Origin of the sequence: Bacillus sp. OTU2372 (assembly GCF_038440275.1) — a bacterium.
Lineage (GTDB): Bacteria > Bacillota > Bacilli > Bacillales > Cytobacillaceae > Neobacillus > Neobacillus bataviensis_B.
Genome location: NZ_JASATK010000001.1, coordinates 697,667 through 720,200 on the forward strand (window position 1 = coordinate 697,667; position 22,534 = coordinate 720,200).

18 protein-coding genes and 1 tRNA gene are annotated in these 22,534 nt (G+C 40.8%); 16 read left to right on the forward strand and 3 right to left on the reverse strand.

The features are described from left to right. Positions 1-3 precede the first annotated feature (3 nt). From AAHB15_RS03375 to AAHB15_RS03435, 13 genes are all read left to right on the forward strand, one after another. Positions 4-441, forward strand: coding sequence for a GlcG/HbpS family heme-binding protein (locus AAHB15_RS03375; RefSeq protein WP_335572350.1), 438 nt, complete (start codon positions 4-6; stop codon positions 439-441). 180 nt (positions 442-621) lie between these two features. Further along, a complete protein-coding gene (locus AAHB15_RS03380) occupies positions 622-1,869 on the forward strand; it encodes an MFS transporter (protein WP_335572349.1) in 1,248 nt (415 codons plus the stop codon). A gap of 38 nt (positions 1,870-1,907) precedes the next feature. Then, on the forward strand, positions 1,908-3,284 hold the full coding sequence (locus AAHB15_RS03385; protein ID WP_342041732.1) for an FAD-dependent oxidoreductase: 1,377 nt from the start codon (positions 1,908-1,910) through the stop codon (positions 3,282-3,284). A 94-nt stretch (positions 3,285-3,378) separates the two neighbouring features. After that, the gene (locus tag AAHB15_RS03390; protein WP_342041733.1) at positions 3,379-4,236 is read left to right on the forward strand and encodes an aspartate/glutamate racemase family protein; all 858 of its coding nucleotides are present in this window, start codon (positions 3,379-3,381) and stop codon (positions 4,234-4,236) included. Positions 4,237-4,287: 51 nt separating this feature from the next. Beyond that, a complete protein-coding gene (locus AAHB15_RS03395; protein ID WP_335572346.1) occupies positions 4,288-5,082 on the forward strand; it encodes an electron transfer flavoprotein subunit beta/FixA family protein in 795 nt (264 codons plus the stop codon). Positions 5,083-5,094: 12 nt separating this feature from the next. Beyond that, positions 5,095-6,075 carry an electron transfer flavoprotein subunit alpha/FixB family protein gene (locus AAHB15_RS03400; protein ID WP_342041734.1) on the forward strand — a complete coding sequence of 327 codons (981 nt, stop codon included), beginning with the start codon at positions 5,095-5,097 and terminating at the stop codon, positions 6,073-6,075. Positions 6,076-6,171: 96 nt separating this feature from the next. Then, on the forward strand, positions 6,172-6,972 hold the full coding sequence (locus AAHB15_RS03405; protein WP_335572390.1) for an ABC transporter ATP-binding protein: 801 nt from the start codon (positions 6,172-6,174) through the stop codon (positions 6,970-6,972). 60 nt (positions 6,973-7,032) lie between these two features. After that, a complete protein-coding gene (locus AAHB15_RS03410) occupies positions 7,033-7,944 on the forward strand; it encodes a thermonuclease family protein (protein ID WP_335572344.1) in 912 nt (303 codons plus the stop codon). Positions 7,945-8,305: 361 nt separating this feature from the next. After that, positions 8,306-10,273, forward strand: a complete 1,968-nt coding sequence (locus AAHB15_RS03415) for an acetate--CoA ligase (RefSeq protein ID WP_342041735.1) — start codon at positions 8,306-8,308, stop codon at positions 10,271-10,273. 341 nt (positions 10,274-10,614) lie between these two features. Then, positions 10,615-10,788 (forward strand): hypothetical protein, encoded by a 174-nt coding sequence (locus AAHB15_RS03420; RefSeq protein WP_342041736.1) that lies wholly within the window; start codon positions 10,615-10,617, stop codon positions 10,786-10,788. Next, the gene (locus AAHB15_RS03425; RefSeq protein ID WP_335572341.1) at positions 10,770-11,072 is read left to right on the forward strand and encodes a hypothetical protein; all 303 of its coding nucleotides are present in this window, start codon (positions 10,770-10,772) and stop codon (positions 11,070-11,072) included. Before AAHB15_RS03420 ends, AAHB15_RS03425 begins: the two co-directional genes overlap by 19 nt. A gap of 156 nt (positions 11,073-11,228) precedes the next feature. Beyond that, positions 11,229-13,235 (forward strand): catalase, encoded by a 2,007-nt coding sequence (locus AAHB15_RS03430; RefSeq protein ID WP_335572340.1) that lies wholly within the window; start codon positions 11,229-11,231, stop codon positions 13,233-13,235. 465 nt (positions 13,236-13,700) lie between these two features. After that, on the forward strand, positions 13,701-14,066 hold the full coding sequence (locus AAHB15_RS03435) for a sigma factor-like helix-turn-helix DNA-binding protein (protein ID WP_261380576.1): 366 nt from the start codon (positions 13,701-13,703) through the stop codon (positions 14,064-14,066). 111 nt (positions 14,067-14,177) lie between these two features. Here the strand turns inward: AAHB15_RS03435 and AAHB15_RS03440 are convergent. Further along, positions 14,178-14,251: transfer RNA gene (locus AAHB15_RS03440), tRNA-Arg, on the reverse strand. 58 nt (positions 14,252-14,309) lie between these two features. Continuing rightward, complete coding sequence (locus AAHB15_RS03445) at positions 14,310-15,050, reverse strand: YwaF family protein (RefSeq protein ID WP_342041737.1); 741 nt, start codon at positions 15,048-15,050, stop codon at positions 14,310-14,312. A 392-nt stretch (positions 15,051-15,442) separates the two neighbouring features. On the opposite strand from AAHB15_RS03445, the gene mutS reads away from it, so the two are divergent. Both mutS and mutL read left to right on the forward strand, forming a co-directional pair. Continuing rightward, positions 15,443-18,061: a DNA mismatch repair protein MutS gene (mutS, locus tag AAHB15_RS03450; protein WP_335575077.1), complete on the forward strand. Its 2,619-nt coding sequence runs from the start codon at positions 15,443-15,445 to the stop codon at positions 18,059-18,061. A 13-nt stretch (positions 18,062-18,074) separates the two neighbouring features. Next, positions 18,075-19,988: a DNA mismatch repair endonuclease MutL gene (mutL, locus tag AAHB15_RS03455; protein ID WP_335575079.1), complete on the forward strand. Its 1,914-nt coding sequence runs from the start codon at positions 18,075-18,077 to the stop codon at positions 19,986-19,988. A gap of 264 nt (positions 19,989-20,252) precedes the next feature. Here the strand turns inward: mutL and mreBH are convergent, their stop codons facing one another. Next, the gene (mreBH, locus tag AAHB15_RS03460; RefSeq protein WP_144562367.1) at positions 20,253-21,260 is read right to left on the reverse strand and encodes a rod-share determining protein MreBH; all 1,008 of its coding nucleotides are present in this window, start codon (positions 21,258-21,260) and stop codon (positions 20,253-20,255) included. A 306-nt stretch (positions 21,261-21,566) separates the two neighbouring features. Between mreBH and miaA the strand changes: the two genes are divergently transcribed. Then, complete coding sequence (gene miaA / locus AAHB15_RS03465) at positions 21,567-22,523, forward strand: tRNA (adenosine(37)-N6)-dimethylallyltransferase MiaA (RefSeq protein WP_335575080.1); 957 nt, start codon at positions 21,567-21,569, stop codon at positions 22,521-22,523. Positions 22,524-22,534 lie beyond the last annotated feature (11 nt).

Consider the following 22,534-nt stretch of genomic DNA (forward strand, 5'->3'; position numbering starts at 1 on the left):
ATCATGACAAATTTAAAAACGGTAGTAGAAACAAAAAATATTAGTCTAGCATTGGCAAATAAATTGTTAGAAGCAGCCTTAGCTAAGGGAGAGGAACTCGGAATCCCGTTTAGCATTGCGATTGTTGATAAACCAGGTAATATAAAAGCATTTGCGGCAATGGACGGTGCACCAGTGTTAAGTTTGGAGATTTCGCAGAATAAAGCCTTTTCCGCAGCTGCTTATAACAGACCGACACATGAATGGTACGACAAAATTAAGAATGACCCACCATTGCTTCATGGAATTGTCCACACCGAAAGATTGGTTATTTTCGGAGGAGGTTTTCCTATTAAAATTAATGGCGAGCTGATCGGTGGTATCGGAGTTAGTGGTGGACACTATACACATGATATGCAGGTATGTGAAGCCGCATTAGAAATGATCAAAAATTTCGAATAAATAAATCAGTAACGATCTTTATAAAACTTGTATTCTTAACCCGCCTAAGGACTTTTGTTGATAGAGTTCATTGGCCGGACTTCTATAAGTATTTCCTAGAGTTTAATTGCAACAAAAAATGCTTAAAGCGGGGAGGTTCTTATACTGAGCACAACTAATTATCCTAATCAACCGGAAAAAATGGACTCCGCCAAGTATAAAGTTTTTTTTGGTGCTTATATTGGCTGGATCTTTGATTACTATGAGGTTTTTGTCCTTAGTTTTTTAGTCATTCCAATGGCTGCATCCCTGTCTTTAACCACCGAACAAGTTGCTTCTTTGTTTTCAGTCCAATTGGGTTTCCTTGCGTTGGGTGGAATTATTTTTGGGATTTTGGGAGATAAGATCGGCCGAAAAAAAATCCTGATATGGACTCTAGTCATCTTTTGTATTGCAACATTAATGAGAGCGTTTACTTTTGATTATACATGGTTAGTGATTTGGACAGCCATTGCTGGATTTGGACTTGGCGGTGAATATGGTGCAGGCCAGGCATTGGTTAGTGAAGTGGTTCCAACTAAACAACGAGGATTTTGGAGCAGTCTTCTATATGGAGGAGCATATATCGGGATTTTTATCGGGGCACTAATGGGTGGATTTATTTTACCTATTATTGGTTGGAGGTGGACCTTTGCCATTTCAGCGCTTCCAATATTATTAGCGTTATATCTTCGAAGAGATGTAAAGGAATCAGAGGTATGGGAAAAAACAATTAGGGATTCTAGTAATCCTAGTTTTAAAAAGAAGTTTGGCCTGAAGCGTTTTTGGAAGCCTTTTATCATAGCTTTGGTTGCAGCTGTATTTCAATATTTTGCCTATTATGGAATAACCAACTTTTTACCTACTTACCTAGTAAAATATGAAGGGTTCGAAATGGGGAAAACAGCCTGGTGGTTATTCTTTACAGCCTTCGCCGGATTGGTTGGTTCACTTATTGGGGGCTATACAGCCGACCGGTGGGGAAGAAGGATTACTCTTTCGTACTTAGCATTTATCGCAGCTGCTGGCGGTTTGCTTCTATATTTTACTTGGGATTCATTATTGCATTCTTTTTGGATACTTGTCCCCATTTTCTTCTTATACATGGGATCGAATGGAGCTACCATCTTTGGTTCGTTATTTAGTGAGATATTTCCAACTGATGTGAGAAGTACAGGGATTTCTTGGGCTCTTCAAATTGGAAGAGGACTTGCATTTGCCCCGCCTTTAATTACGGCTGCAATTTTTCCGGTTTATGGGTACCAACCAATCATACTAATGGGGGCAGGATTTTTCTTCGCTTTATGTCTTTGGGCTTGGGTATTCCCAGAAACGAAAGATAAGAATTTAGATATAGACTCATCCGAGCAAATCGATATTACTCACGAAGGTAAATACTTTAATAGTTAGAAAAATAATAGAAAACAAATGTAAGAGGATGTGAACCGATGGAATTCTATGAATTGGTTATTTTAGGTGGAGGGCTGGCCGGCATGTGTGCGGCAGTCGAGGCTGGTGAGAAAGGTGCCCATGTCCTCCTCCTTGAAAAACAAGACGAGCTGGGCGGGAGCACTGTCTTAAGTTCTGGCTATATGGCATTTGCCGGAACTGATATGCAAGAGGCTACAGGCATAGTGGATTCCAATCAATCTCTTTTAAACGACCTTATAGAAGTGGGCGGAGGCGTGAATGACCCTTCGTTACTAACGTTTTATGCAGAGAATCAGTTGGAGACCTATAAATGGCTTGCAGGGCATGGGATAGAGTTTCGCTCATTAGAGGCGGTAAGCGGCCACAGTGTTCCTCGTGGACACATTATTGACCCGCATCAAGCCATTCAAACACTATATAAACGAGCAAAACAGCTTCCGAATGTAACCATCCGTTTTTGTGCACCTGCCAAGCGGCTGCTAAAGAACGAAGCAGGGCGAATCGATCGAGTCCTTTATGAGCTGGAAGGGACCGAAAAGACAGTTGAAGCGGCCAAAGGGGTAGTGATTGCTTCCGGTGGTTTTGCCAAGGATGAGGCATTGCTTGAACAGTTTGCCCCACATTTAAAGGGAGCCCTTCGAATTGGCGGGAGCGGGAACCATGGAGACGGTATTAAGATGGCCTGGGAACACGGGGCCTGGGTTATTGATTTACCTTATTTGAACGGAACATACGGATTCCATCCGAGTGCATCCGGCGCAGTTAAAACGCAGGGGCTGGCCTTTTATAAAGGTGCAATCATGGTGAACCAATTGGGGAGGCGATTCGTTAATGAATCGATTTCCTATAAGCTGCTAGGAAAAGCAGCCTTTGAGCAGCCAGATAATATTACTTATCAAGTGTGGGATCAATCCGTGATGGCTAAAAGTGTGGCCGATGACCCGCTCTATGATTTAGAGCTGCTCCACCGCCGCCGCCTTCTTTATATGGCGGATACATTAGAAGAACTGGCAGATTGTATTGATGTCCCTTTGGAGGTATTAGAAGAAACTATTTCTAGGTACAATCAGGGGATTCAAACCGGCGAGGAACCTGATTTTGGCAGGAAGACATTAACACATGACTATGGAAAACCAACACCGATTGAAAAGGCACCATTTTATGCATTTGAATCGACAGTCGCCATGTTGGCAACTTATGCAGGGGTTGCCGTCAACTCCGCTGCACAGGTCATTAATCCGTTTGGTGAACCAATCCTGGGATTGTATGCTGCTGGGGAGGTAACCGGCGGGTTCCATGGTGCTGGTTATATGACGGGAAGTTCCCTTGGGAAGGCAGCCGTGTTTGGCAGGGTGGCTGCGACTGAGGCATTATCGGAGTTAGTTGAAAAATAATTAATTCCAATAATTTGAAATGTCGATAAAATCGAGATTCCCCCGATTTATATGAAAAAGGATGATAGATAAATGAAAAAAGGAGGTAATGAATGTGAAAATCTGGCATCAAAGCTTAACCACTATTGATCGGGTTCCCGAGTATCGCGATGCGATTGTCAATCATGTTCGCAAGATTGTCAGGCCCGATGTGGAGGTCGTTTTACATGGTATGTTGCAAGAAACCTATCCAACCCATTATCCTGGTCATTTTATTACCTATTCTTACCTGCAAAACCTACACCGTGAACAATTTGTACGTGCAGCTTTACTGGCAGAAAAGGCTGGTTATGATGCCATGTTTATAGCAACTATTCCCGATGTCGGTCTCTTAGAAGCACGTACTCTCGTTGATATTCCGGTAGTAGGCTATGGCCAGGCTTCCTTTCATATGGCGTCCATGCTTGGAGATAACATTGGCGTTGTTAATTTCCTTGGACCGCTTGCCGATGAACTTCGCCAAAATGCCGCCCGCTATGGTTTAGGCAATAAACTGGGTCCAATTATCCAAACTGATGTAGGGTTTGATCATGTCCTAGCCGGTTTTAGTGATCCGGAGCCTGTCATTGCTTCTTTTAAAAAGGCCGCAGAAATGGCGATTGCTGATGGGGCTGATGTCATTGTTCCGGGAGAGGGACCCATGAATGTATTCCTCGCCACCCATGGAGTTTCGAGAATTGGCGACGTACCGGTGATAGATTCCTTTGCTGCCGGTATCAAGATGTGTGAGTCCTTAGTGGACTTACGCAAAAACTCAGGTGTCTACATGACGCGCCGTGGATATTTCAATGCCAAACCACCTGCAGAAGCAGTTGAAAGACTCCGTGAACTTTACAACCTCGAAGGATCCCCTGACCCAAAACAGGAGCGGGGATTAGCTTTTAGAGGAAGTGAAACTAACTCCGTTAAGTAAAAAGCACTTTTTATAAAAAAATAGATTTTAAGAAAACGAGGTGATTCGGAAATGCATATTGTCGTATGTCTTAAACAGGCTTATGACCCAGAAATTACACCACGACATTTTAGGATAGATTCCAAAACAAATCGTCCGGAAAATGGAGAGGCAGATATGGTCTTGGACTCCTTCGCAGAAAATGCACTTGAACTGGCCATTCAGATTCGCGACAAAACCCCAGGCTCTATCGTTACGGCACTCTGCTTAGGTGATGATGAATCAGAAGATGTACTGCGCCGAGCGCTTGCCTTTACCGCTGACCATGCCGTTAGAGTTTGGGACGATGATTGGGGAGATTTGGATGGTCAGGCAGTTGGACATATCCTTGCCCAAACGATTAAGGAACTTGGCGGTGCGCAGTTAGTTTTAACTGGATGTCAAGCTAGTGATATCGAGGAGGGACTGGTAGGACCAGTACTAGCTGAAGAGCTGGAAATGAACTGTCTAACATTAGTCTCGGAGATAGAAATAGACACTGAAAATGTCAAGGCTACTTGTGAGGGAGAGGACGGGTGCACCGTGGTAAGTGTTCCTGTTCCAGCAGTTTTCACGGTTATTAGTTCTGAGACAAATGTTCCGAGGCTGCCGAAGGTAAAAGCTATCAGGCTAGCCAGAACGAAACCAATCAAAGTATATGAGTCGGATGATTTAGAACTGGATGCAGTGCGCTGTCAGCCGGGGGTTAAACTTGACCGGGCATATGTGTTAAACAGAGAAAGCACTTGTGAATTGCTGCTTGGAACGGATGGAATAGAACTCGCGGGTGAATTGGCTGACAAGCTCTTGGCACTCAAGATTCTATAGGAGGCGTCAAACATGTCAAAAATTCTTGTTTTTGTAAATCAGCAGGGAGATGCCTTAAGTTCCGGTTCTCGGGAAGCGTTAGCGTTTGCCTGCCATTTAGCAAACAGCACAGGCGGGGAAGTCGCAGCTGTTTTAACAGGTCCTGCTGCCGTGTCTGGTTCAAAGGAAGCATTCGCTTTCGGTGCTAATAAGGTTTACACGGTTTCAAATCCCATGCTTGCCGAATATCAGGTGGATGTCTATGTCGATTGTCTTTATTCGGTATTTAAACATTCCGGTGCAGATATTTTTGTCCTTTCCTTTGATCGAATAGGGAAGGACCTAGTTGGCCGCATAGCTACGCGAATTGGGGCATCGGCGATTACGGAAGTGGTTGACTTTAAAACAGAAGGTCAAAAAATCACATGGGTTCGACCGATTTATGGAGATAAGGCATTCGGAGAGTATTCAGCCAAACGACACCAAGTGGTGGCTGGTATCCGCCCAAAGAGTCAAACTTTTCCTTTTCCTTATGAATCACGTACTGGAGAAATTATTTCTGTTGATTACAAACCTAAGGAAGATTTAATTTTAACAAAGCTTGTAGTTAAAATTCAATCTGCCTTGTCCGATATCCGCCTTGAGGATGCAACTATTATTGTTTCCGGCGGTCGAGGGCTAGAAGGTCCTGATGGTTTTACTGAACTTCAGGCCCTGGCAGATGTGCTTGGGGGAGCAGTCGGTGCATCACGAGCTGCATGCGATGCAGGCTGGGTGCCTTCCAATCTTCAAGTTGGTCAAACGGGTGCTGTTGTTGCACCTGATCTTTATATTGCGGTTGGTATTTCAGGTGCCAGCCAGCACTTGGCGGGGATTACCAATGCCAAAACGGTAGTGGCGATTAATTCAGATGCAGAAGCGCCTATTTTTAAAAGAGCAGATCTTGGTGTAATTTCGGACTATAAGCGGGTCATTCCTGCACTGACCGAAAAACTAAAAAAGCTATTAGTATAAATAATGTGTAGCAGGAACCTGATGGACATTGGAGGTTCCTGCTTCTTTGATTCTGAAAATTTTGATATTATTATATATATGAAAGGTGTGTTTAATTTGGTTATTCAACTAGAGAATGTCTCATTAATGAGGGATGGGAAAATAATCCTCCAAGATGTTAATTGGGAAATTAAAAAAGGAGAACATTGGGTGTTATTTGGTTTAAATGGATCAGGAAAAACAGCCATTTTAAATTTACTCAATGCCTATTATTTTCCGACGAAAGGAAAAATCACCGTACTAGAGATGGAGTTCGGAAAAACCTATCTAGGAGAAAAACTTCGGAAGCAGATTGGTTTTGTTTCATCATCGCTTCAAGAGAAATTTCACCCGGATGATAATGCATTTGAAGTGGTCTTAAGCGGTGCCTTTGCCTCAATTGGACTTTACGAGACACCTACAGACGAAATAAGACAAAAAGCAATCGTTCTTTTAGAGGAGTTAGGCTGTATCGAGTATGCCAATCGCAATTATACTACCCTTTCGCAGGGGGAAAAACAACGCGTCCTCATTGCTCGGGCACTGATGACCAATCCGTCCTTGCTGATTCTTGATGAACCGACAAATGGATTAGATTTTATAGCACGGGAACAATTGCTGGAGTCAGTTGAAAAGATAACCGAAAATCAAGATGCCCCAACAATTATTTACGTCACTCACCATGTGGAAGAAATCCTGCCAGTTTTCTCTAAAACGTTGCTTTTGAAAAAGGGACAAGTATTTGCATCTGGAGAAACGAAAGATATGATCGCTAGTGTCAAGCTGACAGAATATTTTAATCTCCCAGTTAAGGTGCACTGGGAAAATGGACGACCACTATTGTCAAAACGGTCCGTAAAAGAAACAGTTAGTTATTAACAAATTAAAAGTAATTATAGGTATAATAAGAATGGAGTTTTTTTAAGGAGAGAATAAAAAGTGAAAATCATTAAAGCCATTCTTATAATAGCCGTTCTACTTATATCATCATCGTGCACAAAAGATACTACTGATTCTAAAACAAAGGAGATAAATAAGGAGAAGCAAGAGGAAGCAGCCGAGAAAGCAAAAGAAAAAGCAAAGGCTGAGGAAGCCAGAATAGCGGAAGAAAAGGAAAATGCTGAGAAAGCAGCGCAAGAAAAACAAGAAGCGGCAAAACAATCACAGGAAGAATTAGCGAAGAGTCTCGGTTTAGAGTTAATTACTGTTGGAAGAGTGGTTGACGGAGATACCTTTGTGACCTCCGATGGACGTAAGGTCCGTTTAGTCGGCGTCAATACACCTGAATCGACCACAAGACATGAGCAATATGGGAAAGAGGCAAGCAACTATACACATTCAAAGTTGAATGGAAAACAAGTATGGATGCAGAAGGATGTTTCCGAGACAGATCGTTATGGCCGCTTGCTAAGGATTGTTTGGTTTAGTGTTCCGTCAAATGATATGGATGAAAATGAGATTAGAACAAAGATGTTTAATGCAGATTTAGTGTTGAATGGGTACGCAGAGCCATCTACCTATCCACCTGATGTCAAATACAGTGACTTTTTTGTCAAGTTTGCTCGAGAAGCAAGGGAGGCAAATAAAGGTCTTTGGGGATTCGGCTCTCAAGGGACAACCAAAGGTGATTTAGATTCGAGCTCAAGAAACAATAGTACAGGTACTTCAACAGGCGGGAATACATCGAATGGCTCTACATCAGGCAGCGGGTCATCAACCAATGCCGGTTCGGAGTCCTTTAAGAATTGTACGGAAATGAGGAAGGTCTATCCGAATGGAGTGCCATCCACACATCCTGCTTATGAATCAAGGCATGACCGAGATAAGGATAACTGGGCATGTGAACAATAAAACAACAAAGACCGCTATCGAAATTGCGGTCTTTTTATTATTTTAGGAAATGCGGACGAGAATCCTCTTCATTTCAATGGAGAGATGGTAGTCCGCCCACTTGAATAAACACACTGGAATTTCAGATTAATAATCTATGATATTTCCTTTATAATACTGCTTTTCTATTCAAAACAATATAGTAAATTACATTTACGGTTTCGTGATTTACTGTATTGAAAATTCTGAATAATTGTGATAATCTCATAGTCAAGGTGATTAGTAACATGTCCCAACTAAAAGAAAATATATTTATGTAAGCGCTTTAACTATGGTTCTTTATAAGAAAATAAAATGAATATAGGTATTAAGGGGGACTCATATGGATGTAAGTGGAATTTTAAGGGTTGTTGCAGAAAGTAAGCTTGTTTATCCAAGCGAAGATAGGCAATCTAACACCTCAATTGGTAGCAATAAAGCTTTTCAAGAACTTCTTCAAAAATCCCAACAAGATCCCGCAAGCTTTTGGAACGATGTGGCGAAAGAACTATTTTGGTATGAGCCTTGGCAAAAAACAATAAGTGGAAGTCTTCCAGATTTTCGTTTTTTCGAAGGCGGCATTAGTAACCCGTGTGTAAACTTACTTGACCGCCATGTGGAAAACGGTGCAGGAAATCGAACTGCTCTCATTTGGGAGGGTGAAAACGGAGATACGAAGTTTTTTACATATAAAATGCTGCTGGCTGAGGTGAATCGGTTTGCCAATGTTCTTCGTTCCTTCGGTGTGAAAAAAGGGGATTGTGTAGCGATTTTCCTTCCTAATTTGGCTGAGGCAATTATTGCTGTGCTCGCTTGCTTTCGGGTTGGAGCAATTTACAATACGGTTTTTTCAGGGTATTCCGAAAAGTCCTTGAAAGACCGTCTTATTAGCTTTGAGCCAAAGATTATCGTAACGACCGACGCTACAATCAGAAGGGGAAACAAAGTTTATTTGAAGGAAAAAGTGGATAGGGTAATTCCAGATATTCCATCTATTGAAGCGGTGATTGTTGTCAATCGCCTAAATACAGAAATCAATATGACAGAAGGACGTGATTTCTGGTGGGAGGAACTAACAAAAAAGGCAAGTATTCTTTGCGAACCTGAAAAGCTTGAGGCCAATGAATATGGAATTGTCTTCTATACTAGCGGGACAACTGGTAAGCCCAAGGGTGTCGTTCATTCAGGAATGGCCTTTGTCATCCAAAATTATATCTATAGCAAATATCATATGGACCATCATGATGATGATGTTTTCTGGTGTACAGCAGATATTGGATGGTTGACGATGCATATTTGGGGTATTGCTGGTGCTTTAGCAAATGGAGTGACCACGGTTGTATATGAAGGATCGATTGACTATCCAACAAAGGACAGATTTTATCAGGTGATTGAGAAATACCGCGTTAATAAATTGTTTACCGCCCCAACGGCATTGCGAATGTTAAAGAGTATGGGTGAAAAAGTAATTGAACAATTTGATTTATCATGCCTTGATGTCATTTCGCTTGTTGGTGAACCTTTTGACCCGGAATCATGGCAATGGACGTATGAGGTATTAGGAAAGAAGAAGATATGTGTCAATAATACATGGGGACAAACAGAAACAGCGGGTTGTCCTATCGCTGGCGCAGCGTGGTTAACCCCTATGAAGCCGGGATCTGCCGGAATGCAATTTTTAGGTGCGGATATAGCTGTAGTGGATGAAGAAGGAAATCCAGTTCAACCTGGTACGTTAGGAAATTTAATTATTAGAAGTCCATTCCCAATGCTTTGCCGCACGCTTTGGAAGGAACCGGAGCGCTATATTTCCTCTTATTTTAGCCAGATTGAAGGCAGCTATTTTGCTAGTGACTTGGCCTTGATTGATGATGATGGCTATGTTTGGGTCGTTGGTCGTTCTGATGATGCCTTCAATGTTGCCGGACATCGCTTAAGTACAATGGAAATTGAAAGTGCAGTGCTTGAATGTGAAGGAGTTGCAGAAGCGGCTGTAATTGGTGTCCCAGATGAAATAAAAGGAGAGGTACCACTCGTATTTGCACGGGTAAATGACCTTACTCTTGGGACAGATATTTTAAAAGAAAAAATAAATGAACGGATTGTACAGCTTATCGGAAAAATTGCCCTGCCCAAAACCATTATTTTCACCGAAACACTACCAAAAACAGTTAGTGGAAAAATCATGCGCCGCTTATTAAAGGAACTTTTCCTATCAGGAAAAGTTTCGGGTGACATTACAGGGCTTGAAGATCCAGCAACCGTGGCGCAGATTCAAACCATTATCAATGGAAGGTCCACTGTGAGGTAAAAAGAGGTTTAGAAACTTATAAACACTGCCAGAAAAACCCTTGCTATGGCAAAGGTTTTTCTGGCAGGTATTTTGTCAATAGACAAACAAAATAGTAAAATATGATAGAATCTCCTCGAAGACTTTAATAGAGGAGGTTCTTTATGTTTTTTCTTTAGTTCTCCTCAACAAGTTCATCAGAATGGAGAGTTTTATCTCCGTATATAATATGATACTTCGCATCATTTAGTTAAGATTGATCAAGTGATGAATTGGTTACAGAAAAAGGATAAGAGAGGTTCAGGTTATAATTCAAGGATAGTGCAGGAAACATTAGCGAGGGGTATAAGCAGAATATTATCTTGGATACAACGAATCCTGTTATTCAGTTTACAGGTAATGAGGGAATTTATCCGATTGATGCAAAGATTGCAATTTTCTGCAGTGCAGAAGATGAATTGTCAGGCATTGCTTCCGCGAATTGCCCAAGTCAGGAAGGCCTAGCTTATACTTTTGGGTGGGTGTTCATAAACTAAAGGCCGCCGCTACTGACAAAGTAGGGAACACGGCGGTCGTTGAAAATGAGTTTACAGTAACAGTTGATTTTAATAGTTTAAGCCGATTAACTAGATCATTTGTAAGCGAAGATGGGGTAGCTAATTCATTAATAGAAAAACTTCAAGCAGCGAAAGAAGCAGAATATAGAGGTAATATGAAAGCCAAAGAAAATATCCTTAAGGCCTATGTCAATGAATTGTCTGCTCAAAGCGGTAAATCTATTGATGAACAACAAGCAAAAATATTGGTATCGTTGTCGTAACCTATAGATATGAAATCGAAGGCTCAAAATGAAGTATCTGAAATCTGAGAACCATTTGAACAAGTTTAAGGAAAATAAAAATAGGGTACTGAAGGAGTGGGTAATAATTTACCTACTCTTTCTTTTTTCATACATACTTTGGTGAGGAGGATCACAATGGAAAATAAGAAGGCGGTTCAATTAGAGAATTTTTCAATTGATAATGAAAAAACGGCACCATTGACTACCAACCAAGGACTGAAAGTGTCTGAAGACGAATTCTCATTGAAGGCTGGCTTAAGAGGACCAACATTGATAGAGGACTTTCACTTTCGAGAAAAAATGACCCATTTTGACCATGAACGGATCCCAGAAAGGGTTGTTCATGCCCGAGGCGTAGGGGCCCACGGGATTTTTCAACTCTATGAATCTTTGGTTGAATATACAAGAGCTGACTTTCTCACTGACATTTCCAAAACAACACCAGTTTTTGTGCGTTTCTCAACTGTACAGGGCTCGAGAGGATCGAGCGATACGGTTCGTGACGTTCGCGGATTTGCGACCAAATTTTATACAGATGAAGGCAACTTTGATTTAGTCGGTAATAATATACCTGTTTTCTTTATTCAAGATGCGATTAAGTTCCCTGACTTTGTACACGCGCTTAAACCTGAACCACATACAGAAATTCCACAAGGGGCAAGCGCTCACGATACGTTTTGGGATTTCATTGGCCAAAATCACGAATCCGCCCATATGGTTATGTGGGCCATGAGTGACCGTGCCATCCCGCGCAGCCTACGGATGATGGAGGGCTTTGGTGTGCACACCTTCAGACTGATTAATGCGGATGGTGAAGCACATTTTGTCAAATTTCACTGGAAGCCTCTTCTTGGTGTACACTCACTCGTCTGGGATGAAGCACAAAGGATCGCAGGTAAAAACCCTGACTTCCATCGCCAAGATTTATACGAAGCGATTGAGAAAGGGGATTTTCCGGAATGGGAGCTGGCCCTGCAGATCATTCCTGAAAAAGACGAATTCAAATTTGACTTTGACATTTTAGATCCGACAAAATTATGGCCAGAAGAAGAAGTTCCTGTAAAGATTGTTGGTAAAATGACCTTGAACCGGAATGTTCACAACTTTTTTGCCGAAACAGAACAAGTCGCTTTTCATCCTGGTCATGTTGTACCAGGCATCGATTTTTCAAACGACCCACTCTTACAAGGTCGTTTATTTTCCTATACAGATACACAGCTTTCCCGACTGGGAGGTCCAAACTTCCATCAGATTCCGATTAATCAACCTGTCTGTCCGTTCCATAACAATCAACGGGATGGAATACATCAGATGACAATCCATCAAGGGCAAACAAGCTATCATCGAAACGGTTTAAATGCCAATCAGCCTGAACCGGCGCCGGTTGAACTAGGGGGCTATGAATCTTATCAGGAAAAAATCGAGGGCCGTAAAATTAGAGGCCGAAGTGAAAGTTTTCTAGATTTCTACTCTCAAGCGAAGTTATTCTACAACAGTTTAGCTCCATTTGAACAACAGCACTTGAAGGATGCACTGAGCTTTGAGCTTGGGAAATGTAGATCGGATATGGTTAAAAATAACGCGGTGGCGCTTTTAAATCATATTGACCGGCAAGTAGCGGAAGAAGTCGCAGGCAATATTGGAGCAGAACTTCCTGAGGAAAATCTTGAAGTAAAATCGGATAAAAAGTCTCCTGCCCTTAGTATGGCAAACACAGTTAACCAACCAGCTACTAAATGTGCAGCCATTTTGTTAGATGGCGATCCCGATGATGAAAAATTAACAGATTGGATTCGTACGCTGGCGCAATTTAATATCAATTATAGTATTGTGTCAAAAAAGATATATACGATTAGTCCTGATCTAAAAGTAACAGATACGTTTGATACGGCAGATTCCAGTCTTTTTGATGCAGCAATTTTGGTTAGTACGAGTACAGAAGTCGAGCCGTCTATATTGGAATTTATTGAAACGACCTTTAAACACTTCAAACCTGTGGGAGTGGCGGTTAAAGAACTCCAAGCTCTTGCGCGATGCCGTGTGAAATTAGATTCACCAGGTGTTTACGATTTAACTAAAGTTGATATTAATCCATTCATAGAGGGAATGGCAAAAGGGCGTTTCTGGGAACGTTCGTTATGAAGATTTTACTAAAAAATTTGAAAAATAAGTCCTACTTCAGAAGAAGTGGGGCTTATTTTCTTTGCCACAATTCTCATTAAAACCTAGTTAACCAGCCAAAGGGGAGTGATTAACTAGGTTTTTTTTACATCCAAAAAAGAGTATTCGAACCTTTGACCTACAGTTTAGGAAACTTAGATAATGCTGTGTTAGATTATAGAGTGTTAGATGTAATCCAAGATAAAGGGAAATCTGTTACTAGGTGTATTTACTGGATAGGAAGCAGCTGTTACACAGAAAAGTAAAGTATATTAATGAAACCCTGGCATGAAGAACCTGCTGAAATGTCTATTTATGTTCTTGAAAAGTTCAATAATCACTCTCATTAAACACCTCAAAATCATATATGCTTATTTTGAAAACTTTTAGATAGGCTTTATTTTTAAGAAACCACTAAATTGGAAGAGTTGAGAGGAAAGTGCTTTGATGAATGTTAAATCGGAATTAACGAGGAATGACGTAATTTTTTTTATGGATATGATTGATTCAGTTTGGAGCCCGAATTTTAAACCCCAAATATTTAAACAAAAGCCATATTATAAAATTTTGAACCAAAAAAATTCAGATGATTATAAACGGTTTTTGGGTGTATACAAAGCTATCAGACATGTCTTAACAGAAAGGGAACTAACAGTTTTAGATGAAATTTATGGTGTGGATAAAGAAGGTTCTCAATTAAAAACAATTGCTGCAATTTTAAACATTTCCCCAGAGCGTGTTAGGCAGATAAGTAAAGAAGCGGAGAATAAATTAGCCAAAAAACTTTTGTCCCAAATTAAAAAATGTAACTAATATAAACTGTTTAAACAAAATAAAAAACAACAAAAAACGCTGATTCAACGCAATATACTAACCAACATAAGAGTGGTTGAATAACGTCTTATCAGCGTTTTCATGTTTTTACGTCCCAAAGAGGATTCGAACCTCCGACCTACAGTTTAGGAAACTGTTGCTCTATCCTGCTGAGCTATTGGGACAATAGGAACGTTATTAATTATAATAAGTTATTAAGAAAAGGTCAATAAAAACTTGATTTCATGCAATGGGTAAGTTCCTCTCCACTTCTGTTTTCCTTCCAGTCTTTTCTCGAAACAGTAGCCAAACCATCAAGCTCAATGTGATCAATAATCCTTCCAATGATAATATATACCAAGGGTAGGGACCGAGAACATCTAACAGGCTGGCGCTGTCTGGTTTATAGCTTAAGAACATATAATTTCCTCTAACTAGTTTATTAATAATCATAATGATTGGCATCAACACATTCAAAAAAATAAATAACTTTAAAACAGACCAGATGGTTGGTCGGTAGCCCTTTGCCCAGGTAAAATAGAGTGGCACCCAAATGCTCATTAAGTGAGTATAAAAGAAATGAAAAAAACGAAAATGCGGGAAATCATAATTTAAAAATGGTGTGAAAATCGCCTGAGATGCTCCTAATAAAGCGGTAAATAATAAAATCTCGTAAATGAGCTTTTTTCTAGTTAGTAGTAAGACGATATTTAAAATCAGGCTGATGCTGCACAGCTCTAGTGGGATTGCATGACTGACATCCCAGCTGTCATTGATGATCATCCAGAAGTGATAGGTCGCTTCTATTAAAATTAATGAAATAGCTGTGCCAATCTCCCACTTTCTCGTCTTATCTGATTTTAGCTTGTCTCTGAAAATAAAAATGTTTACAGCTCCTATGAATAACAGTGCAATAATGATAAAGTGACTAGCAGAAAACATTTCAAAATCATAATTTTTGAAACTGCGGCCGAACCACCCCAAAAGAGCACCCCCTATATTTTGTACTTTATCATGATTTGAATTCAGAAAAAGTCGAAAGTTAGAAGACCGGAAAAGAAATTTACCCTTTAATTTGGCAAATATTCAACGGGTGCCCGACACAGGCTGTATATGATATAATAGTTTGTCGAAGAAAATCGAATATGAAATGCAGCAGTTAGTTATTAGAGATATAAGCTTGAGGACAGAAAAAGTGAGCAGAGAGCCAAAGATGTCCGCATGAAGCGGTCATGAGGACAGAAAAGACGAACAGAGAGCCAAACATGTTCGCATGAAGCGGTCATGAGGACAAAAAGAGCAAACAAGCAACCAAAATTGTCCTCATGAAAAATCCACAACACCTTAAATAAATAGATGAAAACCTGGAGGTCATTATGGCTGGTTATACGCCGATGATACAACAATACTTAACGATTAAGGCAGATTATCAAGATGCCTTTTTATTTTTTCGCTTAGGCGACTTTTATGAAATGTTTTTTGACGATGCCATCAAAGCATCACAAGAGTTAGAGATCACTCTAACAAGCCGAGAGGGCGGTTCAGAAGATCGGATCCCAATGTGTGGAGTTCCGTACCATTCCGCTCCCAACTACATTGAACAGTTGATCTCAAAAGGCTATAAAGTAGCCATTTGCGAGCAAATGGAAGACCCAAGACAAACAAAAGGGATGGTAAAACGGGAAGTCGTCCAGTTAATCACCCCTGGTACCGTAATGGATGGAAAAGGGTTAACAGATAAAGAGAACAACTATCTCGCTTCCATCACAGCTTTTGACGACCAAACCTTTGGATTTGCCTATAACGATATTTCAACTGGAGAGAGCCGGGTCACGCTCCTATCCAATAATTTTGATGAAGTTCTCAACGAATTAGCTGTCTTAAGTGCCAAAGAAGTCGTTGTTGCCAGCAATTTTGATGGGGAACTGCAAAAGAGGATGCGCGAACGCGATGTGCTGGCGATCTCGATTGAGGATAATAGTTCAATAGAAATGAACTTTGCCCACCTGCTCGAAGACCTTAATCAAGAAAAATTGAAGCAAACTGCTGCAAGATTGTTTCACTATTTATTCCGGTCGCAGAAAAGAAGCTTAGACCATCTTCAACCAGTTACGACCTATCAAATTCAGCAATATATGAAAATTGATTACTATTCAAAACGAAATTTAGAATTAACCGAGACCATCCGTTCCAAGGGGAAGAGAGGCTCCCTTTTATGGCTGCTTGATGAAACAAAGACTGCCATGGGCGGACGAATGCTAAAGCACTGGATCGACAGACCATTGATTCAGCAAGCTGAAATTGAGCAGCGTAATAATCTTGTGGATGTATTAATTCAACATTATTTTGAGCGCCAGGAGCTTCGTGAAAATTTAAAAGAAGTCTACGATTTAGAGAGATTAGCAGGACGGGTTGCTTTTGGAAATGTGAATGCCCGTGATTTAGTCCAGTTAAAGCGTTCCTTAATGCAAGTACCCTTTTTAAAACAAATCCTTTTTGGTATGCAAAATGAGCAAATGAACGAAATTGCTGAAAAGCTTGACCCTTGTGAAGAGGTGACCGATCTGCTTGAAAAGGCAATTGTCGACAATCCTCCGCTGTCCTTAAAAGAAGGTAATATCATTCGCGACGGCTACAATGGTCAGCTTGACCAATATCGTGATGCCAGCCGGAACGGGAAAAGCTGGATTGCCCAGCTTGAGCGGGAAGAACGGGAGAAAACCGGCATTAAATCGTTAAAGGTCGGTTATAATCGTGTGTTTGGATATTATATCGAAGTTACCCGTGCGAACCTTCACCTATTAACAGAGGGGCAATATGAACGGAAACAGACCTTAACGAATGCTGAACGCTTTATTACACCTGAATTAAAAGAAAAAGAGGCATTAATTTTACAAGCGGAAGAAAAATGCGGGGAACTGGAGTATGATTTATTCACCGGAATCCGCGAAATAGTTAAAGAACAAATTCCACGTCTGCAGGCATTGGCCAAAGCTGTAAGTGAACTTGACGTATTACAATGCTTTGCACAAATCAGTGAAGAACGCCGCTATGTGAAACCGCAGTTTTCAAACGAACGCCGGGTAGTCATTAAGGATGGACGTCATCCGGTAGTTGAAAAAGTATTAAACACACAGGAATATGTGCCAAACGACTGCTTTATGGACAGCGAAAGGGAAGTCCTTCTCATTACAGGACCGAACATGTCTGGTAAAAGTACGTACATGCGCCAAATCGCTTTGATTGCTATTCTAGGGCAAATTGGCTGCTATGTTCCGGCCTCAGAAGCGGTTTTACCAATTTTTGACCAAGTGTTTACACGAATTGGTGCAGCGGACGATTTGATTTCTGGTCAAAGTACTTTTATGGTCGAAATGCTAGAGGCCAAAAACGCGATTGCGAACGCCACTCAAAATAGTCTAATTTTATTCGATGAAATTGGCCGGGGAACCTCGACCTATGACGGGATGGCCCTTGCGCAGGCTATTATTGAGTACATTCATGAGCGGATTGGGGCGAAAACTTTATTCTCCACTCATTATCATGAGTTGACCGTGTTAGATGAAGAACTTTCTAAGTTAAAAAATATCCACGTTAGTGCGATTGAACATAACGGCAAAGTGGTCTTCCTTCATAAAATTAAGGAAGGTCCAGCTGATAAAAGTTATGGAATACATGTAGCACAGCTTGCTGAACTTCCGGCTGAATTAATTAGACGGGCGAACGAAATTTTAGCAGAATTGGAACAGACAGATGCCGAGCCTGCACGGGTGAAAGTAGTTGTGGAATCACAGGTCATAGAGGAAAATGTAGAAAAACCGGCTGAGCAGCCAGCACAGTTATCCTTTTTCGATGAGCCGGCAGCACCGAAAAAAGCAGAGCCTACTACGAAAGAAAAACGAGTCTTAGAGAAAATTAAAGAAATAGATTTATTAGATGTAACACCGCTTCAAGCCATTAACCTGCTGTATGAGCTCCAGAAAAAGTTAAAGTAAGGGGGCTTTATTGATGGGCAAGATTATCCAATTAGATGAGATTTTATCCAATAAAATTGCGGCCGGTGAGGTAGTTGAGCGCCCGGCCTCCGTCGTGAAAGAACTCGTTGAAAATGCAATTGATGCCGGCAGTACCGTGATTGAAATTGAAATCGAAGAAGCAGGACTGGCCAAAATCCGTATTACCGATAACGGCTATGGTATTGAAGAGGAAGACGTATTAATCGCCTTCCAACGTCATGCTACCAGTAAAATTAAAAATGAAAATGACTTGTTCCGGATTCGCACGCTGGGATTCCGTGGTGAGGCCCTTCCAAGTATCGCCTCGGTTTCCAGACTTGAAATGAAGACCTCTACTGGAGAAGGTGCTGGAAACAGAGTCTTGATTGAAGGCGGAAAAGTCGAGATATTTGAAAAAGCTTCGGCTAGACGCGGCACCGATATTACGATTACTGATTTGTTTTTCAATACGCCTGCGCGTTTAAAGTATATGAAAACCATTCATACGGAGCTCGGTAACATTACCGATGTAGTAAACCGGCTGGCACTTTCACATCCTAAAGTTGCTTTTCGATTAATCCACAATGAGCGGAAATTGCTGCAAACAAACGGAAATGGTGATGTCCGCCAAGTATTGGCTGCGATTTACGGCTTAGCCATAGCCAAACAGCTTGTCCCGGTTTCCGAGAAATCCTTAGATTATACGATTAGCGGTTTTGCGTCGATGCCGGAAGTAACAAGGGCTTCACGAAACTATATTTCAACGATGATTAACGGCCGTTTTATTAAGAACTATGCTTTGGCTAAAGCGATTCAGGAAGGTTACCATACTTTGCTGCCTATCGGACGCTTTCCAATTGTTCTTCTTAATATTGAGATGGACCCGCTCTTGGTGGATGTTAATGTGCATCCATCGAAAATGGAGGTTCGCATTAGTAAGGAAGCCGAGTTGTACGAGCTGGTGACTAATATGATCAAAGATACGTTTAAATCCAAGATCTTGATACCATCAGCGTATAATCCTGTAAAAAAAGAAGAAGTGAAATCGGAGCAGACAGCGTTAGCTCTTGACGAGGGGACACCAGTCGTTAGTAAACCTATGGAAATGCCATGGGAACATCCTGTTTTCGCACAAACTATTCAGGAAACGCCTGCCATTCCAGTTTTTCGTTATGATAAAATCCCTGTAAAGAACGAGGGAACTTTTCCGGAAACTACTTATGAATCGGAAGCGGAAACGTTTGAAGAAGAGTTTATCGACGACACTGATGCAATCAATGAACATGTACAAAGTGTTCCTCAATCATTAAAAGGTACTCCTGTTGAAAGTGATGAAGTCAAAAGCAGGATTCCCCGTCTTTATCCAATTGGTCAAATGCATGGAACTTATATTTTTGCTCAAAATGAAAATGGCTTATATATTATTGATCAGCATGCTGCGCAAGAACGATTGAAATATGAATACTTCCGGGAGAAAGTAGGACAAGTTCAATCGGAGCTGCAGGAACTGCTTGTGCCGATCACGCTGGAGTATTCAACAGACGAATATGTGAAAATTACAGAGAATCTTAGTGAACTAGAAAAAGTGGGCGTTTTTCTCGAGGATTTTGGATTAAATAGTTTTATTGTCCGCTCGCATCCGCAATGGTTTCCTAAAGGAGAAGAGAAGCAGATAATCGAGGACATGATTGAGCAAGTATTATTGATGAAAAAGGTAGATATTAAGAAGCTTCGAGAAGAGGCAGCGATTATGATGAGCTGTAAAGCCTCGATTAAAGCCAACCGTCATTTGCGTAACGATGAAATCCAGGCACTTCTGGATGATCTACGAAAAGCATCGGACCCATTCACCTGTCCGCATGGCAGACCGATTATTGTTCACTATTCTGTCTATGAGATGGAGAAGATGTTTAAGAGGGTGATGTAGTATTTTTTTGTGACCGTGAGATCTGTAAAAAGAGGTGGAACTGTCACAATAAAAAAGAATTGAGACCGTGGTATCCTAAAAAGAGAGGAGACGGTCACAATAAAAAAGAAATGTGCCCGTGGAATCCGAAAAAGAGGGCAGACGGTCATAATAAAAAAGAATTATGACGTTAAAAGGAAAAAAAGATAGTAACCGGTCACAAAAAAACCAACTACTAAATTAAAAAAAGGCTGTAGGATCATCCTGCAGCCTTTTTTAAATACCCTATTTCACACCAACATGAATCTTATTAATAAACTGCAATGCCTGTCCAGTCCCAACAGCCACAGATTCCAATGGACTTGATGCCAGCTGAACTGGAACAAATATTTCCTCACTCAACCATGCTTCCATTCCATTTAACAATGATCCGCCGCCAGTCAAAATCACGCCTCTATCGACAATATCACCACTTAACTCGGCTGGGCAATCCTCGAGTGTTGCACGAATGGCCTCCATAATATGCAACAAGGATTCTCTAATAGCATTCCGAATCTCATATGATGATAGTTTAACAGTTTTTGGTAACCCAGTCACGAGATCCCGGCCGCGCACATCCATAAACTTTTCTTCATGGTCAATCAGAGCATAACCAATTTCCATTTTAATATTCTCAGCGGTTCTCTCCCCAATTAATACATTGTACACCTTGCGGACATGTTGAATAATATCGTCATCCAAACGATCACCGCCTATTTTAATAGAATGGCAGGCTACTACCCCGCCAAAGGAGATAATCGCCACTTCCGTATTACCACCGCCGATATCAACGACCACATTGGCAACCGGCTCATCAACAGGCATACCTGCCCCAATTGCTGCAGCAACAGGTTCTTCAATCAGTGAGATCTTTTTGGCACCAGCATTTCGGACCGCATCCTGGATCGCTCTGCGCTCTACGCTAGTTGAACCAGATGGAATACAAACTACCACATTCGGCTTGCGAATCGCGAAGCCCAATTTTTTAGAAGCCTTCCGCATCACGTGTTTAAGCATTTCAGTAGTGACATCAAAATCAGCGATAACCCCATCTTTTAATGGACGGATGGCGATAATTTTTTCCGGTGTCTTACCTATCATCTCTTTCGCTTCGGTCCCAACTGCAACAACATTTTTTGTATCTGTATCAATCACCACAACCGATGGCTCGTTAAGTACAATTCCTTTACTTTTGCTATAAACCAATATATTAGCGGTTCCTAAATCAATCCCAATATCAAAATTAGAAAGCATTTTTATTCACCTATTCCTAAATTTTTAAATACATTAAAAGCTACGTTTAAGCCTAACATGAATGTGGGGGTAAAAAGCTTTTTGTAAATGAACCGTTATAGATTTGTAACCTTATAAATTTTTTTGTCATATTTTGAAGTAATGTGTTATAAAAATTTCATTTATTTATAAACGCATAAGAAACAAATTTTTTGTATATACTTGTTTGATGTTCTACTGCTTTTCAAAATTGTGTTACCATGAAGGGGTGGAAGCAGAACAAACAGCCTCCATCACTGAAAAAAAGCATAAGGCAGTGAGAAAATAGTGGATTCCAAACAAAAATTATTAGTTATCATTGGTCCTACCGCAGTGGGAAAAACAAATCTTAGCATCGAAATGGCCAAACGATACAACGGTGAGATTATCAGCGGGGATTCCATGCAGATTTATCGTGGAATGGATATTGGGACTGCAAAAATTATGAAAGAAGAAATGGAAGGTATCCCACACCATTTAATTGATATCAAAGAGCCGGAGGAAAATTTTTCAGTTGCAGAATTTCAACTCCTGGTTCGTGCAAAAATAAATGAAATTGCCAAAAGGGGAAAGCTTCCCATCATTGTTGGCGGGACAGGGTTGTATATTCAGTCCGTCATTTATGACTATCAATTTTCCGATGTACCTGGTGACGAAGCTTTTCGGCTTGAGCTAGAGGAACGAGTAAAGCAAATAGGAAATGATGCTTTGTACAAAGAACTTCAAGCCGTTGACCCAGAGAGTGCTGCGCAAATCCATCCGAATAATGTAAGAAGGGTAATCCGTGCACTTGAAATATTCCATTTGACAGGTAAAACGATGCAGGAATATCAGAGGAAACAGCAGCCTGATCTGATGTATGAAACAGCTCTTGTCGGATTAACGATGGACCGGGAAAAGCTTTACGAGCGTATTAATTTAAGAGTGGATATAATGGTTAAGCAAGGGCTGTTAGATGAGGTAAAATCCTTATATAACCAAGGTTTACGTGATTGCCAGTCAATTCAAGCTATCGGTTATAAAGAGATTTATGACTATTTAGATGAAAAGGTGCCCTGGGATGATGCAGTTGAGCAGCTAAAACAAAATTCTAGAAGATATGCAAAAAGGCAATTAACTTGGTTTCGGAACAAAATGGATGTAAAATGGTTTGATATGACATATGTGAACGATTTAGCAAAAAAAATAGCGGAAATTTCACAATATGTTGAAGGAAAGCTTCAAGTAAAATCGAATACATATTAGTAGAGATAAAA

Bases quoted from the DNA above. Each gene is read 5' to 3' on its own strand.
- mutS (WP_335575077.1), top strand. From the start codon at position 15,443: ATGGCTGGTTATACGCCGATGATACAACAATACTTAACGATTAAGGCA.
- mreBH (WP_144562367.1), bottom strand. From the start codon at position 21,260: ATGCTTTCTAATTTTGATATTGGGATTGATTTAGGAACCGCTAATATA.
- AAHB15_RS03430 (WP_335572340.1), top strand. From the start codon at position 11,229: ATGGAAAATAAGAAGGCGGTTCAATTAGAGAATTTTTCAATTGATAAT.
- mutL (WP_335575079.1), top strand. From the start codon at position 18,075: ATGGGCAAGATTATCCAATTAGATGAGATTTTATCCAATAAAATTGCG.
- AAHB15_RS03380 (WP_335572349.1), top strand. From the start codon at position 622: ATGGACTCCGCCAAGTATAAAGTTTTTTTTGGTGCTTATATTGGCTGG.
- AAHB15_RS03400 (WP_342041734.1), top strand. From the start codon at position 5,095: ATGTCAAAAATTCTTGTTTTTGTAAATCAGCAGGGAGATGCCTTAAGT.
- AAHB15_RS03385 (WP_342041732.1), top strand. From the start codon at position 1,908: ATGGAATTCTATGAATTGGTTATTTTAGGTGGAGGGCTGGCCGGCATG.
- AAHB15_RS03375 (WP_335572350.1), top strand. From the start codon at position 4: ATGACAAATTTAAAAACGGTAGTAGAAACAAAAAATATTAGTCTAGCA.
- AAHB15_RS03435 (WP_261380576.1), top strand. From the start codon at position 13,701: ATGAATGTTAAATCGGAATTAACGAGGAATGACGTAATTTTTTTTATG.
- AAHB15_RS03415 (WP_342041735.1), top strand. From the start codon at position 8,306: ATGGATGTAAGTGGAATTTTAAGGGTTGTTGCAGAAAGTAAGCTTGTT.
- AAHB15_RS03395 (WP_335572346.1), top strand. From the start codon at position 4,288: ATGCATATTGTCGTATGTCTTAAACAGGCTTATGACCCAGAAATTACA.